Origin of the sequence: Frigoribacterium sp. NBH87, from assembly GCF_014217665.1 — a bacterium.
Taxonomy (GTDB): Bacteria; Actinomycetota; Actinomycetes; order Actinomycetales; family Microbacteriaceae; genus Frigoribacterium; species Frigoribacterium endophyticum.
The window spans coordinates 2278087-2299124 of the sequence record NZ_CP043650.1 but is presented as its reverse complement, the minus strand read 5'-3'; the positions used below and the strand labels follow the sequence as shown (position 1 = coordinate 2299124).

The following is a 21038-nucleotide window of genomic DNA, read 5'->3' as shown; positions in this document are numbered from 1 at the left end:
GGATCGGCGCGTGCGAATCCTCGTCCTCGGCTCCGGTGCTCGCGAGCACGCCATCATCACCGCCCTGCTCCGCGAAGACGCGGGGCACGAGATCGTCGTCGCCCCCGGCAACGCCGGCATCGCTGAGCAGGTCGAGGTGGTGCACCTCGACCCGTCGAACGGTGCGGTCGTCACCGAGTACGCGCTCGAGAACGACGTCGAGCTCGTGGTCGTCGGCCCCGAGGCGCCGCTCGTCGCGGGCGTGGCCGACCCGCTCCGGTCGCGGGGCATCCCGGTCTTCGGCCCCGGCAAGGCGGCCGCGGCCCTCGAGGGCAGCAAGACCTTCGCCAAGCGCGTCATGGACGCCGCGGGCGTCCCCACCGGCCGGGCCACCCGGGTCGGCACCCTCGACGAGGCGGTCACGGTGCTCGACGAGTTCGGCGCCCCCTACGTCGTCAAGGCCGACGGGCTCGCCGCGGGCAAGGGCGTGCTCGTCACCTCCGACCGCGACGCCGCGGTCGAACACGTCACCTACTGGCTGCAGCACGGCTCCGTGCTCGTCGAGGAGCACCTCGAGGGCCCGGAGGTCTCGCTCTTCTTCCTCAGCGACGGCCACACCGTCGTGCCGCTCAGCCCCGCTCAGGACTCGAAGCGCCTGCGCGACGGCGACGAGGGCCCGAACACGGGCGGCATGGGCGCGTACTCGCCGCTGCCCTGGCTCGCCGACCGCTTCGGCAGCGAGAAGGACTTCGTCGACGAGGTGCTCGACACCGTCGCGACGCCGACCGTGCGTCAGCTCGAGCACGAGGGCACGCCGTTCATCGGCCTTCTCTACGCCGGGCTCATCCTCACCGAGCAGGGCGTGCGGGTGATCGAGTTCAACGCGCGCTTCGGCGACCCCGAGACGCAGGTCGTGCTGCCCCGTCTCGTCACCCCGCTGAGCGGCCTGCTGCTCGCGGCGGCGACCGGGTCGCTCGGCAACCACGAGGCTCCGCGCTTCGTGCCGACGCCCGCCGTCACCGTGGTGCTGGCGAGCGAGGGCTACCCCGAGGCCGTCGTCAGCGGGCGCGAGATCACGGGGCTAGACGACGCCCTGGCCGTCGCGGGGGTGCACGTGACGCACGCCGCCACCGCGCGGCTCGACGACCGGCTGATCGCCACCGGCGGGCGCGTGCTCAGCGTCGTCGCCGAGGGGAAGGACTTCGAGGAGGCGCGGGGCCGGGTCTACGAGGCCGTCTCGCGCATCCGGCTCGAGGGCTCGCAGCACCGCACCGACATCGCCGCGCGGGTCGCGGGCGGCGCCCGATGAGCGCGCTCGACCTGCCCGGCTGGAGCCACGCCTACTCGGGCAAGGTGCGCGACCTCTACGTGCCCGCACCGGTGGTCGACTCGGTCGGCGACGTCGCGACGCTCGACGACACCAGCCACCTGCTGGTCGTCGCCTCCGACCGCGTCAGCGCCTACGACCACGTGCTCGAGCCCGGCATCCCCGGCAAGGGCGCCCTGCTCACGCAGCTGAGCCTCTGGTGGTTCGCGCAGCTCGACGGCGTGCCGAACCACCTCGTCGCCCCGACCACCGCGCCCGTCACGCTGCCCGAGCAGGTGCGCGACCGCGCGATGCTCGTGGCGCCGCTCGACATGTACCCGGTCGAGTGCGTCGTGCGGGGCTACCTCGTCGGCAGCGGCTGGGCCGAGTACCGCGAGCACGGCACCGTCTGCGGCATCGCGCTGCCGGCGGGGCTGCAGAGCGGCGACCGGCTCCCCGAGCCGATCTACACGCCGGCGTACAAGGCGCCGCTGGGCGAGCACGACGAGAACATCTCGTACGAGCGCACCGTCGAGCTCGTCGGGCCCGAGGTCGCGGCCGCCCTGCGCGACACGTCGCTCGAGATCTACCGGCGCGCGGCGGTCGTCGCCGAGGCGCGCGGCGTCGTGCTCGCCGACACGAAGTTCGAGTTCGGGGCCGACCGGTCGACGGGCGCGCTGACCCTCGGCGACGAGGTGCTCACGAGCGACAGCAGCCGCTACTGGGACGCCGAGGCGTACTCGTCGGGCGACCGCACCGCGAGCTTCGACAAGCAGATCGTGCGCGACTGGCTGTCGGCGAACTGGGACGGCGAGGGCACCCCGCCCGAGCTGCCCGCCGAGATCGTCGAGCGGACGGCGGCGCGCTACCGCGAGCTGATCGAGCGGCTGACCGGCCGCTAGCCGCCCGGGCGTCAGTTGCCCGGCGCCAGTTGCCCGGCATCGTCGAGGCGCCCCTCCCGGGGCCCTCACCGCCGCCCAGCGGCCAGGTAGCGTCACTTCGATCGCCCGGGCCACGTCGCGCGGCATCGGGAGGCGGCGACGGGAATCCCCGCGCCCACCGCGCGGTTGCAGGTCGGTGACGCGTCATCGACCTGGTGACGCACCCCGAGACAGGGAGCGACCCATGACCGACGAGACCTCGGCGCCCGAGCCGACCCGCGACTCCCCGGCTGCCCCCGCCGCGAGGTCGCTCGACCTGCTCGCGCCCGACACGACCATGGGCGCGGTGACCCTGCGCGTCGCCGACCTCGACGGCATGACCGCGTTCTACCGCGACGCCGTGACGCTCGCCGTGCTCTCGCACGACGCGACCGCCGGCCGGAGCGTCCTCGGCCGCGGCACGACGCCGATCGTCGTGCTCGAGCACGCGCCCGAGCTGCGGCACGCGGCCGCCCGCGAGGCCGGCCTCTTCCACACCGCGATCCTCTTCGAGACCGAGGTCGACCTGGCGTCGGCGGTCTACGGCGTCGCGAGCCGGCACCCGGGCAGCTTCACCGGCAGCGCCGACCACCTGGTCAGCAAGGCCTTCTACTTCACCGACCCCGAGGGCAACGGCATCGAGCTGTACTGGGACCGCGACCGCACCGCCTGGTCGTGGACCCACGGCCAGGTCGACATGGCCACGCTCGCGCTCGACCCGAACGCCTTCCTGCAGCAGAACGTCCGCGAGGAGGCGCTGGTCGCCGCCTCCTCCCGCCCCGCCTCCGTGGGCCACGTGCACCTCAGCGTGGGCGACGTGGCGTCCGCCCACCGGTTCTACGTCGAGCAGCTCGGCTTCGAGACCACGACGCGCTTCGGGTCGCAGGCCCTCTTCGTCAGCGCCGGCGGCTACCACCACCACATGGCGATGAACACGTGGAACAGCGCCGGCGCCGGCCGTCGACAGCTCGCGCTCGGCCTCGGCACCGTGCGGATCGAGGTGCCGACCGGCGACGACCTCGGCGCCCTCGGCGAGCGCCTCGGCCACCACGGGGTGGCGACCCGCGACGACGGGCGGGTGCTGGGGTTCGACGATCCGTGGCTGAACTCGATCGAGGTGCGGGTCCGGGCGTAGGCGGGCGGGCCCTCGGTCGCAGGCTCCCTCGGCGCTGGCGTCGCGGAGGCGCTCCGCGCCTCCCTCAGCTCCAGCGCGCTGGCTGAACTCGATCGAGGTGCGGGTCCGGGCGTAGTCGCGCGGGCCCTCGGTCGCAGGCTCCCTCGGCGCTGGCGTCGCGGAGGCGCTCCGCGCCTCCCTCAGCTCCAGCGCGCTGGCTGAACTCGATCGAGGTGCGGGTCCGGACGTAGGCGGGCGGCCGCTCAGCCGCAGGCGTCGGCAGCGCCACCGGCACCGGCACCGCCACCGGCACCGGCACCGGCACCGGCACCGGCACCGAGGGGCGTAGCGTCGACCGCATGCCTGACCAGCCCGCCCCCTCCGTCGCGCCCGACGCACCCGAGCACGACCACCGCCCCGTCTTCGACCTCGTCGCCGAGGGCGACCTGGGCCTCGACGACCACGAGGCGATCGCCGCGATGCTGGGGCTCGCCTTCTCCGAGTACGACCACTGGTACGCCGGGGCCCGCAGCTGGGCCGGCATGCAGCCCGAGCTGCGGGTGCTCGGCCGCGTCGGCGACGTCGTGGTCGCGCACGCCGGCCTGCGGCGGCAGTTCGTGACGGTCGGCGAGACGGATCTGCTCGTCACGGCGGTGGGCATGGTGGCGGTGAGCCCGATCCTGCAGGGCACGGGCCAGGGCGGGGAGCTGCTCCGCCGGGTCGACGAAGGGCTCGCCCGGTTGGGCAGCCGGTTCGGCCTGCTCGAGACGGGCGAGGGTGTCCAGGGCTTCTACCGGCGTGCGGGCTGGCGCCCGCTGCACGGGGTCACCGGCCACTTCACGGCGTTCAGCGCCGACGGCGCAGGGGTGCTCGTCAGCCAGGACGAGGGCTGGCTCGTCCGCGAGGTCGGCGCCGACCTCGCCGAGTGGCCCGCCGGCGACCTCCGCTGGAACGGCCAGATGGTCTGAGCGGCCGACCCGCGCCTCCCCCGGTCCGCCGCCGCTGGCCCGCCGCCGCCGGTGGCTGACCTCGCCGTACCCGGAATGCGAGAGGCATCGGACGCTGCCGCCCACGACTCCCCCGCCCCGCCGCTCCCGGAACCCCGATCACTCTCAGATCACGAGGTCGGGGCCCGAGCTCGCACAGAGCCCGAGCCCCCGGGACGCACAGGAGGCGCGGTGCCCGTCGACCGGGCACCGCGCCTCCCGCAGTGCGGAGCTCCCGACTACGCGGGCACGCCCACCGTCGCCGGGTCCTCGTTCGAGCCGGGCGCCTCGGGCGAGACGCCGGCGCGCACGCGGGCGCCGAGGATGGGGTCGACCGAGTTCCAGTACTGGAACACGCGCTCGAGCAGGTCGGGGCGCGTCACCTTCGAGACGTGGCCGACGATGTTGGCGACGAGGCGGTCACGCTGCTCGTCGTCCATCACGTCGCGCACGAGCGAGCCGGCCTGGCCGAAGTCGTCGTCCTCGGCGTGCAGGGTCGCGGCCGAGCGGACGAGCTCGCCGTCGCTCTCCCAGCCGCCGGTGTCGCCGGCCGCCTGCGGGTCGGCCGCGGGGCCGCCCACCGAGTTGGGCGCGTAGACCGGCGCCGTCGCCTCGCTGAAGTGGTAGCGCGCCGCGCCGTCCTTCGAGTACGAGTGCACCTCGGTCTTCGGGGCGTTCACCGGCAGCTGCTGGTGGTTGACGCCCACGCGGTAGCGGTGCGCGTCGGCGTAGCTGAAGATGCGGGCGAGCAGCATCTTGTCGGGGCTCGTCGCGATGCCGGGCACGAAGTTCGAGGGGGCGAAGGCGGCCTGCTCGATCTGCGCGAAGTAGTTCTCCGGGTTGCGGTCGAGGGTCATCGTGCCGACCTCGATCAGCGGGTAGTCGCTGTGCGGCCACACCTTGGTGAGGTCGAACGGGTTGAAGCGGTAGCCGGCAGCGTCGGCGTACGGCATGACCTGCACCGAGAGGGTCCAGGTCGGGAACTCGCCCCGCTCGATCGCGGTCGACAGGTCGCGGATGTGGAAGTCGGCGTCCTCGCCCGCGATGCGGTCGGCGTCGTCCTGCGTGAGGATGGCGTTGCCCTGGTCGGACTTGAAGTGGTACTTGACCCAGGAGCGCTCGCCCTCGGCGTTGATCCACTGGTAGGTGTGCGAGCCGAAGCCGTCCATCTGGCGCCACGACGCGGGCAGGCCGCGGTCGCCCATCAGCCAGGTGACCTGGTGGGCCGACTCGGGCGAGAGGGTCCAGAAGTCCCACTGCATGTCGTGGTCGCGCAGGTGGCTGCCGGGCAGGCGCTTCTGCGAGTGGATGAAGTCGGGGAACTTCATGCCGTCGCGGATGAAGAAGACGGGGGTGTTGTTGCCGACGAGGTCGTAGTTGCCCTCGCTCGTGTAGAACTTCAGCGCGAAGCCGCGGGGGTCGCGCCACGTGTCGGGGCTGCCCTGCTCGCCGGCGACGGTCGAGAAGCGGGCCAGCATCTCGGTCTCGACGCCGGGCTGGAAGAGCGCGGCGCGGGTGTACTGCGAGACGTCGCCGGTGGTGACGAAGCGGCCGAACGCGCCGCCGCCCTTGGCGTGGACGATGCGCTCCGGCACCTTCTCGCGGTTGAAGTTCGCGAGCTTCTCGACGAGGCGGTGGTCGTGCAGCACGATGGGGCCGTCGGCCCCGACGGTCTGCGAGTGGGCGTCGCTCGCGGCGGGCGCTCCGTTGTCGGTCGTGGTCACGGGGGTGGCGTCGGTCATGACTCCTCGTTTCGTTCGGTGTTCAGTCACGGGTCGTTCAGGCACCCGGCACGCGGCCGGGGAAGACGGTGGGGCGGGCCCTCAGGAGGCGCGGGTCAGGTCGCCGACGGCCGTCGCGTCGCCGACTCCGCCGGCCTCCGCGTCGAGCTCGACGTCGTCGTCGGAGTCGCGACAGGCCGCGCACAGCCCCCAGAAGGTGACCTCGGCGGTCTGCACCGTGAACCCCGCGTCGTTCGACGGGGTCAGGCACGGCGCGTGCCCGACGACGCAGTCGACGTCGGCCACGTCGCCGCAGACCGTGCAGACGACGTGGTGGTGGTTGTCGCCGGTGCGGAGCTCGTAGAGCGCCGGCGAGCCGGCCGGCTCGATGCGGCGCACGAGCCCGGCGCCCGCGAGCGCGGCGAGCACGCCGTAGACCGCCTGGAGCGAGGTGCCCGGCAGCGCCAGGGCGACCTTCGCGAAGACGACGTCAGCGGCCGCGTGCGGCATGCCCTCGAGCGCCTCGAGCACGGCGAGGCGCGGCGCCGTCACCCGGAGGCCGGCTCCGCGGAGCCGGTCGTGGGTGGCGCTGGTCTCGGGGTGCACCTGACCATCATGGCACTTCTCTTGAACAGTTCAAGACAGCGCGCCCTCATCCGCAGCCGCTGCACAGGCGCGGCCCCGGGCGCCGGCCCCTCCTGCGCGCCCGCACCGCGCCTCCCGGACACCGCTTCGCCCCGTGGACGTCCGCCGGAGCCCAGTAGTGGGGGATGCGACCGTGACGGCGCGTCCGTAGCGTGGTCGGCGGGACGGCACCCGACGCACAACCCGAGGAGCACCACGTGACCAGGACGGTCGACACCACCAGCACCACCCCGCAATCGTACGAGCGGCTGCGCCCTGCCATGCGCCTCTGGTACCTCTGGTGGCTCTCCCGGTCGCGGCGCGTCGCGTCGCCCCGCGACGAGCCGTCCGCGCGCTCGACCGCGACCGACGCCGACACCGTGCTCATCGTCGGCAACGGCCCGGCCCACGGCTGGGGCGTGCGCTCGCACGACCAGGCCCTCGTCGGCCAGCTGTCGCGGGCGTCGTCGGCCGCCACCGGCCGCGCGTGCTCGGTCGACTACGTCGGCGACGAGATGATGAGCATCGAGTCGACCCGCTCGTGGATCCGTGACACCGACCTCGGGCTGTACGACACCTTCGTCGTGCTGGTCGGGCTCAACGACGCCGTCCGGCTCACGCCCCTCGACACCTGGGAGCGCGAGCTGCGCCAGCTCGTCGCCACCCTCGCCCGGCGGGCGCACCCCACGGCCCGCACCGTGCTGATCGGCGTCCCCCCGGTGCGCTCGGTCAAGCCGTTCGAGTCGCTGCTCGGCGCGGTCGCCGAGACCCACGCCGAGCGGATGAACGCGATCACCGAGCTGGTCGCCGACGAGACGGGCGCGAGCTACTTCCGCCTGCCGGCCGGCCTGCGTCGCCCCGATTCGCCCCACGGCTGCGTCGAGGGCTACCGCCAGTGGGCCCAGACGATCGCGCACCGCATCGCGCCGACCCTCGACAGCGTCCGACGCGTCGAGCTCGACGAGCGGCTGCCGCGCAGCCTGCCCGAGCGCTCGTTCGAGTGGAGCGGCGGCGCCACCCTCGTCGACAACGCGTCGCGGGGCGGCTCCGAGGTGCTGCAGCAGCTGGCGAAGGAGGCGGAGGCCGAGTTCGGCGTGGACGTCGCGGTCGTCAGCATGCTCGACGGCAGCAAGCTCTGGTACGCCAACAACACCGAGCTGCTCCCGGTCTCCATCCCCCGCGAGCTGACCTTCTGCGACGTCACCGTCGCGGAGGACGACGTGGTGGTCGTCGAGGACGCCCGCAAGGACGAGCGCTTCGCCGACAACCCCTACCTCGACCTCAACCACGGGTACTTCTACGCGGGCCACCCGATCCACTCGTCGACCGGCGAGACCATCGGCACCTTCTGCCTCCACGACATCCGGCCGCGCAAGTCGTCGTCGGTGTCGCCGGAGAAGCTCCGCGCGTTCGCCCTCCGCGCCGAGGCCGAGCTGCAGAGCTACGAGAAGTCCGTCGCCGGCCCGGTCGCGTCGCTCGGGCAGGGCGCCCTGCCCGGAGCGGGGCCGGCCCAGCCCGCCACGCGTCGCGAGCGCCGCGAGGCCGAGGCCCGCGCCGCACTGCACGCCTGAGCCGCAGGGCCGCGGCCGGGGCCGCTGCCCCGGCCCCGGTCGACGGGTCTCGGCCTAGCGCCGCTCGCGCGGCACCTGGACGAGCGCCCCCGCCGCGTCGTTCGCGGCCCCGGCGGCGTCGTGCAGCGAGGCCCCGCCGGCCAGCTCCGCGACGAGCACCCCGGCGAACTCGTCGCCCGCGCCCGTCGTGTCGAGGGCGACCACGCGGGTGCTGGTCGTGACGTGCTCGACGCCTGCCGCGTCGGCGACGAAGGCGCCGGCGCCCCCGGCCGTGACGACGGCGGACGGGCTGAGCTCGAGGAGGCGACGCGCGACGTCCGCCGGCCGCCAGGCCCCGCCCTCGCGGACGGCTGACCGCGAGCCCGGCTCCCCGACCGGGCGGGCGGCCTCCGCCGCGCGCAGCAGGGCGAGCCCCTCGGCGGCGTTCACCACCACCGGGTCGCTCGCGTCCAGCACGTCGACCGGCACGCTGCGCACCGGGCTGGCGTTGAAGACGAAGCGGGCGCCCGACGCGCGGCACCACTCGACGGCGGCGCGCAGGGCGGCCTCGCTGATCTCGTGCTGGGCGAGGACGACGTCGGGCCGGATCCGGTCGAGCTCGGCGGCGACGTGCTCGGGTGTCAGCGCGCCGTTCGCGAGCGGCGCGACGACGATGATGTTCTCGCCGTCGGGAGCGACCGTGATGAGGGCCCGGCCGGTCAGCCCCGGGGCGCGGTGCACCCCGGCCACGTCGATGCCGTGGCCTGCCGCCCACGCGACCACGCGGTCGCCGACGGGGTCGTCGCCGACGGAGGAGACGAGGGCCGTGGTGCCGCGCCGCACCGCCCCGACGGCCTGGTTGAGGCCCTTGCCGCCCGGCGCCTCCTCGTACTCCGACCCGAGGACGGTCTCGCCGGCGCGGGGGAACTCCCGGACGCGGGCGACCAGGTCGAGGTTGACGGATCCGACGACGGCGACTGTGGGCTCGGTTGTGCTCATGCCCCCATCCTGGACCGCCACGGGCGCTCGGCGACGCCCTCCACCACGGTCAGCCCTGGGGATGACTTCGGAGGCCGCCTGTGGAGGAACGCCCCATCGGGGCAGACCGGTCGCTACGGTTCGACCATGACAGCCTCCATGCACGCCGGGCCGCGCACCGGCCGCTCGGGCGACCCGGCCGCCGCCCGGGCGCTCGACCTCTCGGGGCGCGACCTCGTCGTCGACCTGGCCCGCGTGGCCTGCGTGCTGCTGGTCGTGGTCATCCACGTCCTGATGGTCGGCGTCGCGGTCGACGCCGACGGCGCCGTCACCGCGACGCAGCCGCTCACCGAGCAGCCCTGGTTCGCGGTGTCGACCTGGGCCGGTCAGGTGATGCCCCTCTTCTTCGTGCTCGGCGGCTTCGCGAGCGCGACGTCGTGGGCGAGCGCCCGCCGCCGCGGCGTCACGGCCTCCGAGCACGTGGCCGGTCGCCTGGTCCGGCTCGCCCGGCCCGCCGTGCCCGTGTTCGTGGTGCTCGCCGCGGCCCTGCTCGTCGCGACGCTGCTCGGCGTCGACCCCGCCCTGCTCGACGTGGTGGCGACCGGGGTCGGCTCGCCCCTGTGGTTCCTGGCCGCCTACGCGATCACGCAGGTGGCGGTGCCGACGATGGCGCGCCTGCACGAGACCCGCCCCGCCGTGACCTTCGTCACCCTGGCGACCGCGGCGGTCCTCGTCGACGCCGCCCGCTGGTCGAGCGGGGTGACCGACGTCGGCCTGCTCAACCTGGTCTTCGTCTGGCTGTTCGTCCAGCAGCTGGGGTTCGCGGTCGCGAGCGGGTGGCTCGGGCGCGCACCGCGCCTCCTGCTCGTGGCCGTGGCCGCGGCGTGCTGGCTCTCGCTGCCCGTGCTGACCACGGTCGGCCCGTGGTCCCCCGACATGCTCGCCGGCCTGAACCCGCCGACCGTGCCGCTGATGGTGCTCGGCGTCGGCCAGATCTGCGTCCTGACGCTCCTCCGCCCGCTCCTCGAGCGGCTCATGGCGACGACGCCGGCCCGCGCCGTCGTGCTGGCCGTGGGCAGCCGCGGCATGACGATCTACCTGTGGCACCTGCCGCTGCTGATCGCCGTGCTCGGGGTCTGCCTCGCGCTCGGCGGCCCGCTGCCCGAGCCCGGCTCGGCCGCCTGGTGGTGGAGCCGAGGGCCCGTCGCGCTGCTGGTGGTGGGCCTCGCGTGTGCGGTGTCGCTCCTGACGGGGCGTCTCGAACAGCCGCCGCGGCGCCGGTCCGCCGATGTCGTGAGCCCGCCCGTCGGCGTCGGCGTCGTCGTGGTCGCCGCGGCGCTGGTCGTCGCGCCGACCTTCGCGGTGATGCTGTGGGGGCTGGACCTGCCGCTGGCGATCGCGGGGGCCGTGGCCCTGCCGCTCGCCGTCCAGCTGCTCGCGCCCCGCGCGAGGTGAGGGTGACGCCCGGCCGGTCGGGGGGTGCCGGCCGGGCGTCCTACGGCGTCGGGCGGATCAGGAACCCTCGACCGGATGTCGACAGGAGGCCCGATCACGAGGCCCTGTTCCTGCCGCTGCGTCAATGGTGCGACGCGATCCGATGACGACGCTGGGAGGAGCCTCGGCAACAGCCGACAACCGCGGCTCCCTCCCCAGCTCGACGGCCCTCCCCGCGGCCCCGGGCGCCTCCCCGTGCCCGCGGGCCCGGGCCTCCCCCTGCCCTAGACTCGACGCGTCCATCCGCTACCGCTTCTGCAGGAGTTGATCGTGCCCACCATCGTCGTCGAGGTCATGCCCAAGGCTGAACTGCTCGACCCCCAGGGCAAGGCCGTCGCCGGCGCCCTGGCCCGTCTCGGCTCCGCCGCTCCCGACCAGGCCGGAGCGACGTTCACCGACGTCCGCATCGGCAAGCGCTTCGAGCTGACCGTCGAGGGCGAGGTGACCGAGGCCGTCCTGGCCGAGGTGCGCCGACTCGCCGACGACGTGCTCTCGAACTCCGTGATCGAGGACGTCGTGGGCGTCACGGTGCTCGACGCGGCCCCCGCAGCCTGATGCGCGTCGGCGTCGTCACCTTCCCCGGCTCCCTCGACGACCGCGACGCGCAGCGCGCGGTGCGCCTCGCCGGCGGCGAGCCCGTCGCCCTCTGGCACGGTCAGCACGACCTCCAGGGCGTCGAGGCGCTCATCCTGCCCGGCGGCTTCAGCTACGGCGACTACCTGCGCGCCGGCGCGATCGCCTCGCTCTCGCCGATCATGACCGAGGTCGTCTCGGCCGCGAAGTCGGGCATGCCGGTGCTCGGCATCTGCAACGGCTTCCAGATGCTGGCGGAGGCGCGGCTCATCCCCGGTGCCCACACCCGCAACGCTCACCAGCAGTTCATCCGTCGCGACCAGGTGCTGCGCGTCGAGAACGCCTCCACCGACTGGACGAACGGCTTCGCGGAGGGGCAGGAGATCACCATCCCCCTCAAGAACGCCGACGGCCGGTTCATCGCCGACGCCGAGACCATCGCGCGCATCGAGGGCGAGGGCCAGGTCGCCTTCCGCTACGTCGGGGTCAACCCCAACGGCTCGATGGACGACATCGCCGGCGTCTCGAACGCCCGCGGCAACGTCGTCGGGCTCATGCCGCACCCCGAGCACGCCACCGAGCCCGGCTTCGGCCCCGACATGCCCGACGCCATGTCTAGCGGCGTCGACGGCCTCACCTTCTTCACGTCCGTCATCGAGAGGGCCCTGTCCAAGTGAGCATCAACGACGACCACGCCGAGCTGATCGACGTCCGCCCCGAGGGCCCCAAGCCCGACACGGTCGCCGACGCGGCGGCGACGCCCGACAAGGAGCAGCCCTACGCGGCGCTCGGCCTCAAGGCCGACGAGTACGCGAAGATCCGCGAGATCCTCGGCCGTCGCCCCACGAGCGGCGAGCTGGCGATGTACTCGGTCATGTGGAGCGAGCACTGCTCCTACAAGTCGAGCAAGATCTACCTGCGCCAGTTCGGCCAGAAGGTCTCCCCCGCCATGAAGAAAGACCTGATGGTCGGCATGGGCGAGAACGCGGGCGTGGTCGACGTCGGAGGCGGCTGGGCGGTGACCTTCAAGGTCGAGTCCCACAACCACCCCAGCTACATCGAGCCCTTCCAGGGCGCGGCCACGGGCGTCGGCGGCATCGTCCGCGACATCATCTCGATGGGCGCCCGCCCGGTCGCCGTGATGGACCAGCTCCGCTTCGGCGACATCGACGCCCCCGACACGGCGCGCGTCGTCGACGGCGTCGTGGGCGGCATCAGCTTCTACGCGAACTGCCTCGGCCTGCCCAACATCGGCGGCGAGACGTACTTCGACGCCGTGTACCAGGGCAACCCGCTGGTGAACGCCCTCGCGGTGGGCGTGCTCCGCCACGAAGACCTGCACCTCGCGAACGCCAAGGGCGTGGGCAACAAGGTGGTGCTCTTCGGGGCCCGCACCGGCGGCGACGGCATCGGGGGCGCCTCCATCCTGGCCTCCGACACGTTCTCGGCCGGCGGCCCGACCAAGCGCCCCTCAGTGCAGGTGGGCGACCCGTTCGCCGAGAAGGTGCTCATCGAGTGCTGCCTCGAGCTGTTCCGCGACGAGCTGGTCGAGGGCATCCAAGACCTGGGGGCCGCCGGCATCAGCTGTGCCACCTCCGAGCTCGCCTCGAACGGCGACGGCGGCATGTTCATCGAGCTCGACTCCGTCCTGCTGCGCGACCCGTCGCTCACGGCGGAGGAGATCCTCATGAGCGAGAGCCAGGAGCGCATGATGGCCGTCGTCCGCCCCGACAAGCTCGACGACTTCCTCGCGGTGACGGCCAAGTGGGACGTCGAGACGAGCGTGCTCGGCGAGGTCACCGACACGGGCCGCCTCGTCATCAACTGGCACGGCGAGGAGATCGTCAACGTCGAGCCGCGCACGGTCGCGGTCGACGGGCCGGTCTACGAGCGCCCGGTGGCGTACCCGACCTGGATCGACGCCCTCCAGGCCGACAGCGCGTCGGCCCTCGCCCGCCCCACGGGCAACGCGGTGCTGCGCGAGCAGTTCCTCCAGCTGCTCGGCTCGCCGAACCTCTCCGACAAGAGCTGGGTGACCAACCAGTACGACACGTACGTGCTCGGCAACACGGCGCTGAGCTTCCCCGACGACGGCGGCATGGTCCGGGTGGACGAGGAGTCGGGGCTCGGCTTCGCGATCGCCACCGACGCCAATGGCCGGTACTGCCAGCTCGACCCCAAGCAGGGAGCGCGTCTGGCCCTCGCGGAGGCGTACCGCAACGTCGCCGTCACGGGTGCCGTGCCCGCCGCGGTCACCGACTGCCTCAACTTCGGCAGCCCGGAGGACCCGGAGGTCATGTGGCAGTTCTCGCAGGCCGTCGAGGGCCTGGCCGACGGCTGCCTCGAGCTCGAGATCCCGGTCACGGGCGGCAACGTCTCGTTCTACAACCAGACCGGCACGGCGCCGATCCACCCGACGCCCGTGGTCGGCGTGCTCGGTGTCATCCAGGACGTCGCGAAGCGCGTCCCGTCGGGCTGGCAGGACGAGGGCGACAACATCTACTTGCTCGGCACGACGAAGCTCGAGCTCGACGGCTCGGCCTGGGCCGGGGTCGTGCACGACCACCTCGGCGGTCGCCCGCCGGCGGTCGACCTCGAGGCGGAGAAGCAGCTGGCGGGCCTGCTGGCCGCCGGTGCCGACCAGTCGCTGCTCGCGGCGGCGCACGACCTCAGCGACGGCGGGCTGGGCCAGGCGCTGGCCGAGGCCGTGCTGCGGTTCGGAGTCGGTGCCCGTGTGTGGCTCGACGAGGTGATGGAGCGTGACGGCGTGGACGTGGCGACGGCGCTGTTCAGCGAGTCGACCGGCCGTGTCGTCGTCTCGGTGCCGCGTGAGGACGACGTGAAGTTCCGGGGCCTCTGCGAGGGCCGCGGCTACCCCGTCGCCCGCATCGGCGTGACGGACGGCGCCTCGGGCTCGCTCGAGATCCAGGACCGCTTCACGGTGACGATCGACGAGCTCCGTCGGACGCACCGCGGCACGCTCCCCGCGCGCTTCGGCGCGACCATCCCCGCCTGACGCGCACCCCGCACCACTCCCGAGGGCCCCTGCCACCGCAGGGGCCCTCCCCCGTCCCCGGACGTCGTAGCCCGTCCCCCGAGGCGGCGCAGCTCGCCCTCCCCCGGGCGGCGCAGCTCGCCCCACGGGCGGCGCAGCTCGCCCCACGGGCGGCGCAGCTCGCCCTCCCCCCGGGCGGCGCAGCTCGCCCTCCCCCCGGGCGGCACAGCTCGCCCTAAGGGCGGCGCAGCTCGCCCTCCTCTGGGCGGCGCAGCTCGCCCCCGGGCGGCGAAGCCCGCCCTCCCCAGCAGGGGGCGGCGAAGCTCGCCCCCGCGCGTCGGGCGGCGAAGCTCGCCCGACAGCGGCCGGCAGGCCGCCGAACAAGCACGAACAGCAATGCCCCCCGGACCGAAAGGTCAAGGGGCATGCATTGCTGGGGTACCTGGACTCGAACCAAGAACAACTGAACCAGAATCAGTCGTGTTGCCAATTACACCATACCCCAATGACAACACCTGTGATGGTGTCGGCATCGTCGGCCCAGAACCTGAACCGATTGTCTACTGTACAGCATCTCCGAGGTGCTCGACACCACCGACGAGATCGCGGTTGATGGTGGCGGCGACCCGTGCCCCCGAGCCGGCGGCGACGATGAGCTGCTGCGGCCCGGGTGCGGTGGACTCCCCCGCCGCGTACAGGCCCTGCACCGAGGTGTGACCGTGGTCGTCGACGACGAGCAGGCCGTCGGCGTCGAGCTCGGCACCGGTGGGCGCGACGTACTCGAGCGCCCCCGACCACGTCGGTCGCACGAAGCCGGCCGTCCGGGCGACGACCTCGCCGTCGGCGAGCTCCACCCCGTGCATCCCCTCGCGGTCGCCCTGGATCGCGGCCACGCGGCGGCGCTCGACCCGGATGCCCCGGCTGGCGAGCCTCGACTCCTCGGACGCGGTGACGATGTCGGCGCCGTTCGTGAAGGCGACGATGTCGTCGCTCCACTGCGACAGCAGCAGCGCGCGCTCGGCGAGGTCGGGGTGCTCGCCGATGACGGCGATCGGCTGGTCGCGCTTGCCCCAGGCGTCGCATTCGATGCAGCTGTGCACGTAGGTGCCGTAGAACGCCCGGAGCGACCCGATGTCGGGCAGCGTCTCGTGCAGCCCCGTCGAGACCAGTACCACTCGCGCCGTGGCCGACGAGGCCGCTCCGCGGAACTCGCAGTCGATCTCGAAGCCGCCCTCGGTCGTGCGGATCGCCGTGGCCAGGGTCTGGCGGTGCTCGGCGCCCTCGTAGCCGAGGAACTCCTCGCGGCCGAGCTTTCGCAGCTCGAGGGGCGAGATGCCGTCGCGGGTGAGGAAGCCGTGCGACAGCAGCGTCGCGGAGTTCCGCGGTCGGTTGCTGTCGATCAGCAGCACGCGTCGCCGTGCCCGCACGAGGTTGAGGGCAGCGCTGAGCCCGGCGGGGCCGGCTCCGACGACGGCGACGTCGTACACGTCGTTCACGACCGGTCGAGCAGACGCTGGATGCGGCGCAGCGTCGACTCGCGCCCGAGGATCTCCATCGACTCGAAGAGCGGCGGGCTGACCTTGCGACCCGACAGCGCCACGCGCAGCGGCCCGTACGCGAGCCGGGGCTTGAGTCCGAGCCCGTCGACGAGCGCGCCCTTGAGCGCCTCCTGGATCTCCGGGTGCGTCCAGCCCTCCAGCCCCTGCAGGGCCGCCGAGGAGGCGCGGAGAACGTCGTCCGCGGAGTCCGGCAGAGAGGCGATCGCGTCGGCCTCGTGCACGAGCTCGTCGTCGCCGACGAAGAGGAACGACAGCATCCCCCGCGCCTCGCTGAGCAAGGTCATGCGCTCCTGGACGAGGGGCGCCGCCTGCACCAGGATCGCCGTCTCGGCCTCCGTGGGAGGATCGCTGACCACGCCGTCGAGGTACGGCAGCAAGCGAGAGCGGAAGTCGTCGGGCTCGAGCAGCCGGACGTGGTCGCCGTTGATGGACTCGGCCTTCTTGAGGTCGAAGCGAGCCGGGTTCGGGTTGACGTCGACGACGTCGAACGCCGCCACCATCTCGTCGATGCTGAACACGTCACGGTCGTGCGTGAGCGACCAGCCGAGCAGGGCCAGGTAGTTGACCAGGCCCTCGGGGATGAAGCCCCGATCGCGGTGGTGGAAGAGGTTCGACTCCGGGTCGCGCTTCGACAGCTTCTTGTTGCCGTCGCCCATGACATAGGGGAGGTGGCCGAAGCGCGGGATGAAGGAGGTCACGCCGAGCTCGACCAGCGCCTCGTAGAGAGCGATCTGCCGAGGCGTGGACGACAGGAGGTCCTCGCCACGCAGCACGTGCGTGATTCCCATCAGGGCGTCGTCGAGCGGGTTGACGAAGGTGTAGAGCGGGACACCGTTCGGCCGGACCACCACGAAGTCCGAGAAGGATCCCGCCGGGAAGGTGATCTCGCCGCGGACGAGGTCATCGAAGCTCAGGTCACGGTCCGGCACGCGGAGGCGCAGCGCCGGCTGGCGACCCTCAGCGCGGTAGGCCGCACGCTGGTCGGCCGTGAGCTCCCGCTCGAAGTTGTCGTAGCCCTGCTTCGGGTCACGGCCCTGCTCGACGTTGCGCGCCTCGATCTCCTCACCCGTGGCGAAGCTCTCGTAGAGGAGCCCCTTCTCGAGGAGCTGGTCGATGACGTCACGGTAGATGTCGTGACGGAGCGACTGGCGGTAAGGAGCGTGAGGCCCGCCGACGTCGACGCCCTCGTCCCAGTCGATCTTCAACCAGCGCAGACCGTCGAGGATCTGCTCGTAGCTCTCCTCGCTGTCGCGGCTCGCGTCAGTGTCCTCGATGCGGAACACGAGCTTGCCGCCGGTGTGGCGTGCGTAGGCCCAGTTGAAGAGGGCGGTGCGGATGAGCCCGACGTGGGGCGTACCGGTGGGCGAGGGGCAGAACCGCACGCGCACATCAGTGCCGGTGGCGGTGGAGAAGGGAGCAGACATCGGTGATGATCTTACCGGCCGGCCCCCGTGGCCACCTGCGTTAAACACGAAAGGCCCCTCCTGTGGAGGGGCCTTTCGGTGTGCCAGTCATGCTGGGCACTAAAGGAAGTCCGGCGGTGTCCTACTCTCCCACAAGGTCCCCCTTGCAGTACCATCGGCGCTGAGAGTCTTAGCTTCCGGGTTCGGAATGGGACCGGGCGTTTCCCTCTCGCTATGGCCGCCGAAACATTTACCACACACACACCCAAAGGGCATGTGGTGAAGTCTGTTCCAGACCATGCCCACCACGAGGTGATGGGACTTGTCTGTTCTGTTGTCCCGCACCAGGGAACGGTGCCTGGTGGCGGGGTTGTTTCCGTAAAGAACGGGTCGTTACCGACCGTCTTCCGGGAACCACATAGTGGACGCGAAGCAATCTTTCTTCCCCTCTACAAGGGAAGAGTGTTGTCAAGTTATCGGCTTATTAGTACCGGTCAGCTCCATGGGTCGTTAGTCCCCACTTCCACATCCGGCCTATCAACCCAGTAGTCTAGCTGGGAGCCTCTCACCCCGAAGGGTATGGAAATCTCATCTCGAAGCCGGCTTCCCGCTTAGATGCTTTCAGCGGTTATCCGTTCCGAACGTAGCTAATCAGCGGTGCCCTTGGCAGGACAACTGACACACCAGAGGTTCGTCCATCCCGGTCCTCTCGTACTAGGGATAGATCTTCTCAAATTTCCTACGCGCGCAGCGGATAGGGACCGAACTGTCTCACGACGTTCTAAACCCAGCTCGCGTACCGCTTTAATGGGCGAACAGCCCAACCCTTGGGACCTACTCCAGCCCCAGGATGCGACGAGCCGACATCGAGGTGCCAAACCATGCCGTCGATATGGACTCTTGGGCAAGATCAGCCTGTTATCCCCGAGGTACCTTTTATCCGTTGAGCGACAGCGCTTCCACAAGCCACTGCCGGATCACTAGTCCCGACTTTCGTCCCTGCTCGACTTGTCAGTCTCACAGTCAAGCTCCCTTGTGCACTTACACTCGACACCTGATTGCCAACCAGGTTGAGGGAACCTTTGGGCGCCTCCGTTACTCTTTAGGAGGCAACCGCCCCAGTTAAACTACCCACCAGGCACTGTCCCAGAACCGGATCACGGTTCGTAGTTAGATATCCAAAGTGACCAGAGTGGTATTTCAACAATGACTCCACCTGAACTAGCGTCCAAGCTTCACAGTCTCCCACCTATCCTACACAAGCCACTCCGAACACCAATACCAAGCTGTAGTAAAGGTCACGGGGTCTTTCCGTCCTGCTGCGCGTAACGAGCATCTTTACTCGTAGTGCAATTTCGCCGAGTTCGCGGTTGAGACAGCTGGGAAGTCGTTACGCCATTCGTGCAGGTCGGAACTTACCCGACAAGGAATTTCGCTACCTTAGGATGGTTATAGTTACCACCGCCGTTTACTGGGGCTTAAATTCTGAGCTTCGCTTGCGCTAACCCTTCCTCTTAACCTTCCAGCACCGGGCAGGCGTCAGTCCGTATACATCGTCTTGCGACTTGGCACGGACCTGTGTTTTTAGTAAACAGTCGCTTCCCACTGGTCTCTGCGGCCTTTCCCGCTCCGGGAGTAAATCCCATCACGGTTCCGGCCCCCCTTCTCCCGAAGTTACGGGGGCATTTTGCCGAGTTCCTTAACCACGATTCTCTCGATCTCCTTGGTATTCTCTACCTGACCACCTGAGTCGGTTTGGGGTACGGGCGGCTTGAACCTCGCGTCGATGCTTTTCTCGGCAGCATAGGATCACTGATTTCCCCCAATCGGGGTACGCATCGGGTCTCAGGCACATTGACGACGGATTTGCCTATCGTCAGCCCTACATCCTTACACCAGGTTCACCTTACGGATACCATCGCCTGGCTCAGCTACCTTCCTGCGTCACACCTGTTAATACGCTAACCGCACCAGCATGGGGTCGAGCGTTAGACCGGCCGGCATCACCCCGAAGGGATCCGCTCAGCCGGGTTAGGACTCTTAGCACCACTGGATTAGCTTGGGCGGTTCTTCGCCGGTACGGGAATATCAACCCGTTGTCCATCGACTACGCCTGTCGGCCTCGCCTTAGGTCCCGACTTACCCAGGGCGGATTAACCTGGCCCTGGAACCCTTGGTCTTTCGGAGGACAGGTTTCTCACCCGTCTTTCGCTACTCATGCCTGCATTCTCACTCGTGTGGCCTCCACGGCTGGTTTACACCGCCGCTTCACTGGCCACACGACGCTCTCCTACCACTCCGTACGACTGAACCACGAAGGCTTGTCTATAATACGAAATCTACAACTTCGGTGGTGTGCTTGAGCCCCGTTACATTGTCGGCGCGGAATCACTTGACCAGTGAGCTATTACGCACTCTTTCAAGGGTGGCTGCTTCTAAGCCAACCTCCTGGTTGTCTATGCAACTCCACATCCTTTCCCACTTAGCACACGCTTAGGGACCTTAGTTGGTAGTCTGGGTTGTTTCCCTCTCGACGATGAAGCTTATCCCCCACCGTCTCACTGCTGCGCTCTCACTTACCGGCATTCGGAGTTTGGCTGACGTCAGTAAGCTTTTGGGCCCCATCGGCCATCCAGTAGCTCTACCTCCGGCAAGAAACACGCAACGCTGCACCTAAATGCATTTCGGAGAGAACCAGCTATCACGAAGTTTGATTGGCCTTTCACCCCTATCCACAGCTCATCCCCTCCATTTTCAACTGAAGTGGGTTCGGTCCTCCACGACGTCTTACCGTCGCTTCAACCTGGCCATGGATAGATCACTTCGCTTCGGGTCTAGGACATGCGACTGGATCGCCCTCTTAAGACTCGCTTTCGCTACGGCTACCCCACACGGGTTAACCTCGCCACATATCGCTAACTCGCAGGCTCATTCTTCAAAAGGCACGCTGTCACCCCTACAAGGAGGCTCCAACGGTTTGTAAGCAAACGGTTTCAGGTACTATTTCACTCCCCTCCCGGGGTACTTTTCACCTTTCCCTCACGGTACTTGTCCGCTATCGGTCATCTGGGAGTATTTAGGCTTATCAGGTGGTCCTGACAGATTCACACGGGATTTCTCGGGCCCCGAGCTACTTGGGATCCCCATTCAGCCAGCACCAGCATTTCGGCTACGGGGTTCGCACCCTCTATGACCAGCCATTCAAAGCTGTTCGCCTATACTGCGCTGTAACTGTTCCTGTCCGGCAGAACAGGACAACGGGTCCCACAACCCCGACCATGCAACGACCGCCGTCTATCACACATGACCGGTTTAGCCTCTTCCGATTTCGCTCGCCACTACTCACGGAATCACTGTTGTTTTCTCTTCCTGTGGGTACTGAGATGTTTCACTTCCCCACGTTCCCTCTACCCGCCCTATATATTCAGGCGGGAGTCACCAGGTCAAAACGCCTGGCGGGGTTTCCCCATTCGGAAATCCTCGGATCAGGGCTCGATTATCAGCTCCCCGAGGCTTATCGCAGATTTCTACGTCCTTCTTCGGCTCCAGATGCCAAGGCATCCACCGTTTGCTCTTAGAAACTTGACCACAAAGTTGCCACCAGCCAAAGCTGGCAGCTCAGTGTTATCTCATTCGCCAACCCAACCCGAAGGCTGAGTTGGTCTAAGAAATTGCACTTAGTATCACAAACCCGGTCACCAACCCCCGAAAGGGCCAGCTCTTGATTTGCGACTAAGATGCTCGCGTCCACTGTGTAGTTCTCAAAATACGGGCGGCACCAGAATCACCCTGCGATACATGCAGGACTTTCCTGGCCCAGAGGTAAAACCCCACAC

14 protein-coding genes, 1 tRNA gene and 2 rRNA genes are annotated in these 21038 nt (G+C 69.8%); 9 read left to right on the top strand and 8 right to left on the bottom strand.

The genetic code is table 11. The features are described 5' to 3' along the window. The first annotated feature begins 10 nt into the window (after window positions 1-10). From purD to F1C15_RS10690, 4 genes are all read left to right on the top strand, one after another. Entirely contained in the window at window positions 11-1288 is a 1278-nt protein-coding gene (purD, locus tag F1C15_RS10705; protein ID WP_056051818.1) for a phosphoribosylamine--glycine ligase, read from the top strand. Beyond that, window positions 1285-2187, top strand: coding sequence for a phosphoribosylaminoimidazolesuccinocarboxamide synthase (locus tag F1C15_RS10700; protein ID WP_185231088.1), 903 nt, complete (start codon window positions 1285-1287; stop codon window positions 2185-2187). The genes purD and F1C15_RS10700 overlap by 4 nt, the downstream gene beginning before the upstream one ends. Window positions 2188-2503: 316 nt before the next feature. Next, entirely contained in the window at window positions 2504-3340 is an 837-nt protein-coding gene (locus tag F1C15_RS10695; protein WP_185234275.1) for a VOC family protein, read from the top strand. A gap of 338 nt (window positions 3341-3678) precedes the next feature. After that, entirely contained in the window at window positions 3679-4287 is a 609-nt protein-coding gene (locus F1C15_RS10690) for a GNAT family N-acetyltransferase (RefSeq protein WP_082514090.1), read from the top strand. A gap of 257 nt (window positions 4288-4544) precedes the next feature. Here F1C15_RS10690 and F1C15_RS10685 read toward each other — a convergent pair whose 3' ends face one another. Together F1C15_RS10685 and F1C15_RS10680 are read right to left on the bottom strand one after the other, a co-directional pair. Further along, the gene (locus F1C15_RS10685; protein ID WP_056051812.1) at window positions 4545-6047 is read right to left on the bottom strand and encodes a catalase; all 1503 of its coding nucleotides are present in this window, start codon (window positions 6045-6047) and stop codon (window positions 4545-4547) included. An 81-nt stretch (window positions 6048-6128) separates the two neighbouring features. Beyond that, window positions 6129-6632: a Fur family transcriptional regulator gene (locus F1C15_RS10680; RefSeq protein ID WP_185231087.1), complete on the bottom strand. Its 504-nt coding sequence runs from the start codon at window positions 6630-6632 to the stop codon at window positions 6129-6131. Window positions 6633-6868: 236 nt separating this feature from the next. Between F1C15_RS10680 and F1C15_RS10675 the strand changes: the two genes are divergently transcribed. Next, entirely contained in the window at window positions 6869-8221 is a 1353-nt protein-coding gene (locus tag F1C15_RS10675; protein ID WP_056051810.1) for a GAF domain-containing protein, read from the top strand. A gap of 54 nt (window positions 8222-8275) precedes the next feature. Here F1C15_RS10675 and F1C15_RS10670 read toward each other — a convergent pair whose 3' ends face one another. Then, window positions 8276-9199, bottom strand: a complete 924-nt coding sequence (locus F1C15_RS10670; RefSeq protein ID WP_185231086.1) for a ribokinase — start codon at window positions 9197-9199, stop codon at window positions 8276-8278. A 126-nt stretch (window positions 9200-9325) separates the two neighbouring features. Here F1C15_RS10670 and F1C15_RS10665 point away from each other — a divergent pair, with 126 nt between their 5' ends. From F1C15_RS10665 to purL, 4 genes are all read left to right on the top strand, one after another. After that, window positions 9326-10633 (top strand): acyltransferase, encoded by a 1308-nt coding sequence (locus tag F1C15_RS10665; RefSeq protein ID WP_255465174.1) that lies wholly within the window; start codon window positions 9326-9328, stop codon window positions 10631-10633. Between the two features lie 309 nt (window positions 10634-10942). Then, window positions 10943-11227, top strand: coding sequence for a phosphoribosylformylglycinamidine synthase subunit PurS (locus tag F1C15_RS10660; RefSeq protein ID WP_056055429.1), 285 nt, complete (start codon window positions 10943-10945; stop codon window positions 11225-11227). Further along, window positions 11227-11922: a phosphoribosylformylglycinamidine synthase subunit PurQ gene (gene purQ, locus F1C15_RS10655; RefSeq protein ID WP_185231085.1), complete on the top strand. Its 696-nt coding sequence runs from the start codon at window positions 11227-11229 to the stop codon at window positions 11920-11922. The genes F1C15_RS10660 and purQ overlap by 1 nt, the downstream gene beginning before the upstream one ends. Further along, window positions 11919-14261 (top strand): phosphoribosylformylglycinamidine synthase subunit PurL, encoded by a 2343-nt coding sequence (purL, locus tag F1C15_RS10650; RefSeq protein ID WP_370543588.1) that lies wholly within the window; start codon window positions 11919-11921, stop codon window positions 14259-14261. The genes purQ and purL overlap by 4 nt, the downstream gene beginning before the upstream one ends. Window positions 14262-14673: 412 nt before the next feature. On the opposite strand, the gene F1C15_RS10645 is transcribed toward purL, so the two are convergent. The 5 genes from F1C15_RS10645 to F1C15_RS10625 form a co-directional block, all read right to left on the bottom strand. Beyond that, window positions 14674-14745, bottom strand: a tRNA-Gln gene (locus F1C15_RS10645). Between the two features lie 55 nt (window positions 14746-14800). Further along, window positions 14801-15736 (bottom strand): NAD(P)/FAD-dependent oxidoreductase, encoded by a 936-nt coding sequence (locus F1C15_RS10640; RefSeq protein ID WP_056051797.1) that lies wholly within the window; start codon window positions 15734-15736, stop codon window positions 14801-14803. Continuing rightward, window positions 15733-17223: a glutamate--tRNA ligase gene (gene gltX, locus F1C15_RS10635; RefSeq protein WP_185231084.1), complete on the bottom strand. Its 1491-nt coding sequence runs from the start codon at window positions 17221-17223 to the stop codon at window positions 15733-15735. The genes F1C15_RS10640 and gltX overlap by 4 nt, the downstream gene beginning before the upstream one ends. Window positions 17224-17331: 108 nt before the next feature. Beyond that, window positions 17332-17448 (bottom strand): 5S ribosomal RNA (gene rrf, locus F1C15_RS10630). Window positions 17449-17666: 218 nt separating this feature from the next. Next, window positions 17667-20790, bottom strand: a 23S ribosomal RNA gene (locus F1C15_RS10625). Between the last annotated feature and the right edge of the window lie 248 nt (window positions 20791-21038).

What these genes read in the sequence shown, in the direction of transcription:
- F1C15_RS10670 (WP_185231086.1), bottom strand. Translation starts at nt 9,199, where the DNA reads ATGAGCACAACCGAGCCCACAGTCGCCGTCGTCGGATCCGTCAACCTC.
- F1C15_RS10685 (WP_056051812.1), bottom strand. Translation starts at nt 6,047, where the DNA reads ATGACCGACGCCACCCCCGTGACCACGACCGACAACGGAGCGCCCGCC.
- F1C15_RS10665 (WP_255465174.1), top strand. Translation starts at nt 9,326, where the DNA reads ATGACAGCCTCCATGCACGCCGGGCCGCGCACCGGCCGCTCGGGCGAC.
- F1C15_RS10700 (WP_185231088.1), top strand. Translation starts at nt 1,285, where the DNA reads ATGAGCGCGCTCGACCTGCCCGGCTGGAGCCACGCCTACTCGGGCAAG.
- gltX (WP_185231084.1), bottom strand. Translation starts at nt 17,223, where the DNA reads ATGTCTGCTCCCTTCTCCACCGCCACCGGCACTGATGTGCGCGTGCGG.
- purQ (WP_185231085.1), top strand. Translation starts at nt 11,227, where the DNA reads ATGCGCGTCGGCGTCGTCACCTTCCCCGGCTCCCTCGACGACCGCGAC.
- F1C15_RS10695 (WP_185234275.1), top strand. Translation starts at nt 2,504, where the DNA reads ATGGGCGCGGTGACCCTGCGCGTCGCCGACCTCGACGGCATGACCGCG.
- F1C15_RS10690 (WP_082514090.1), top strand. Translation starts at nt 3,679, where the DNA reads ATGCCTGACCAGCCCGCCCCCTCCGTCGCGCCCGACGCACCCGAGCAC.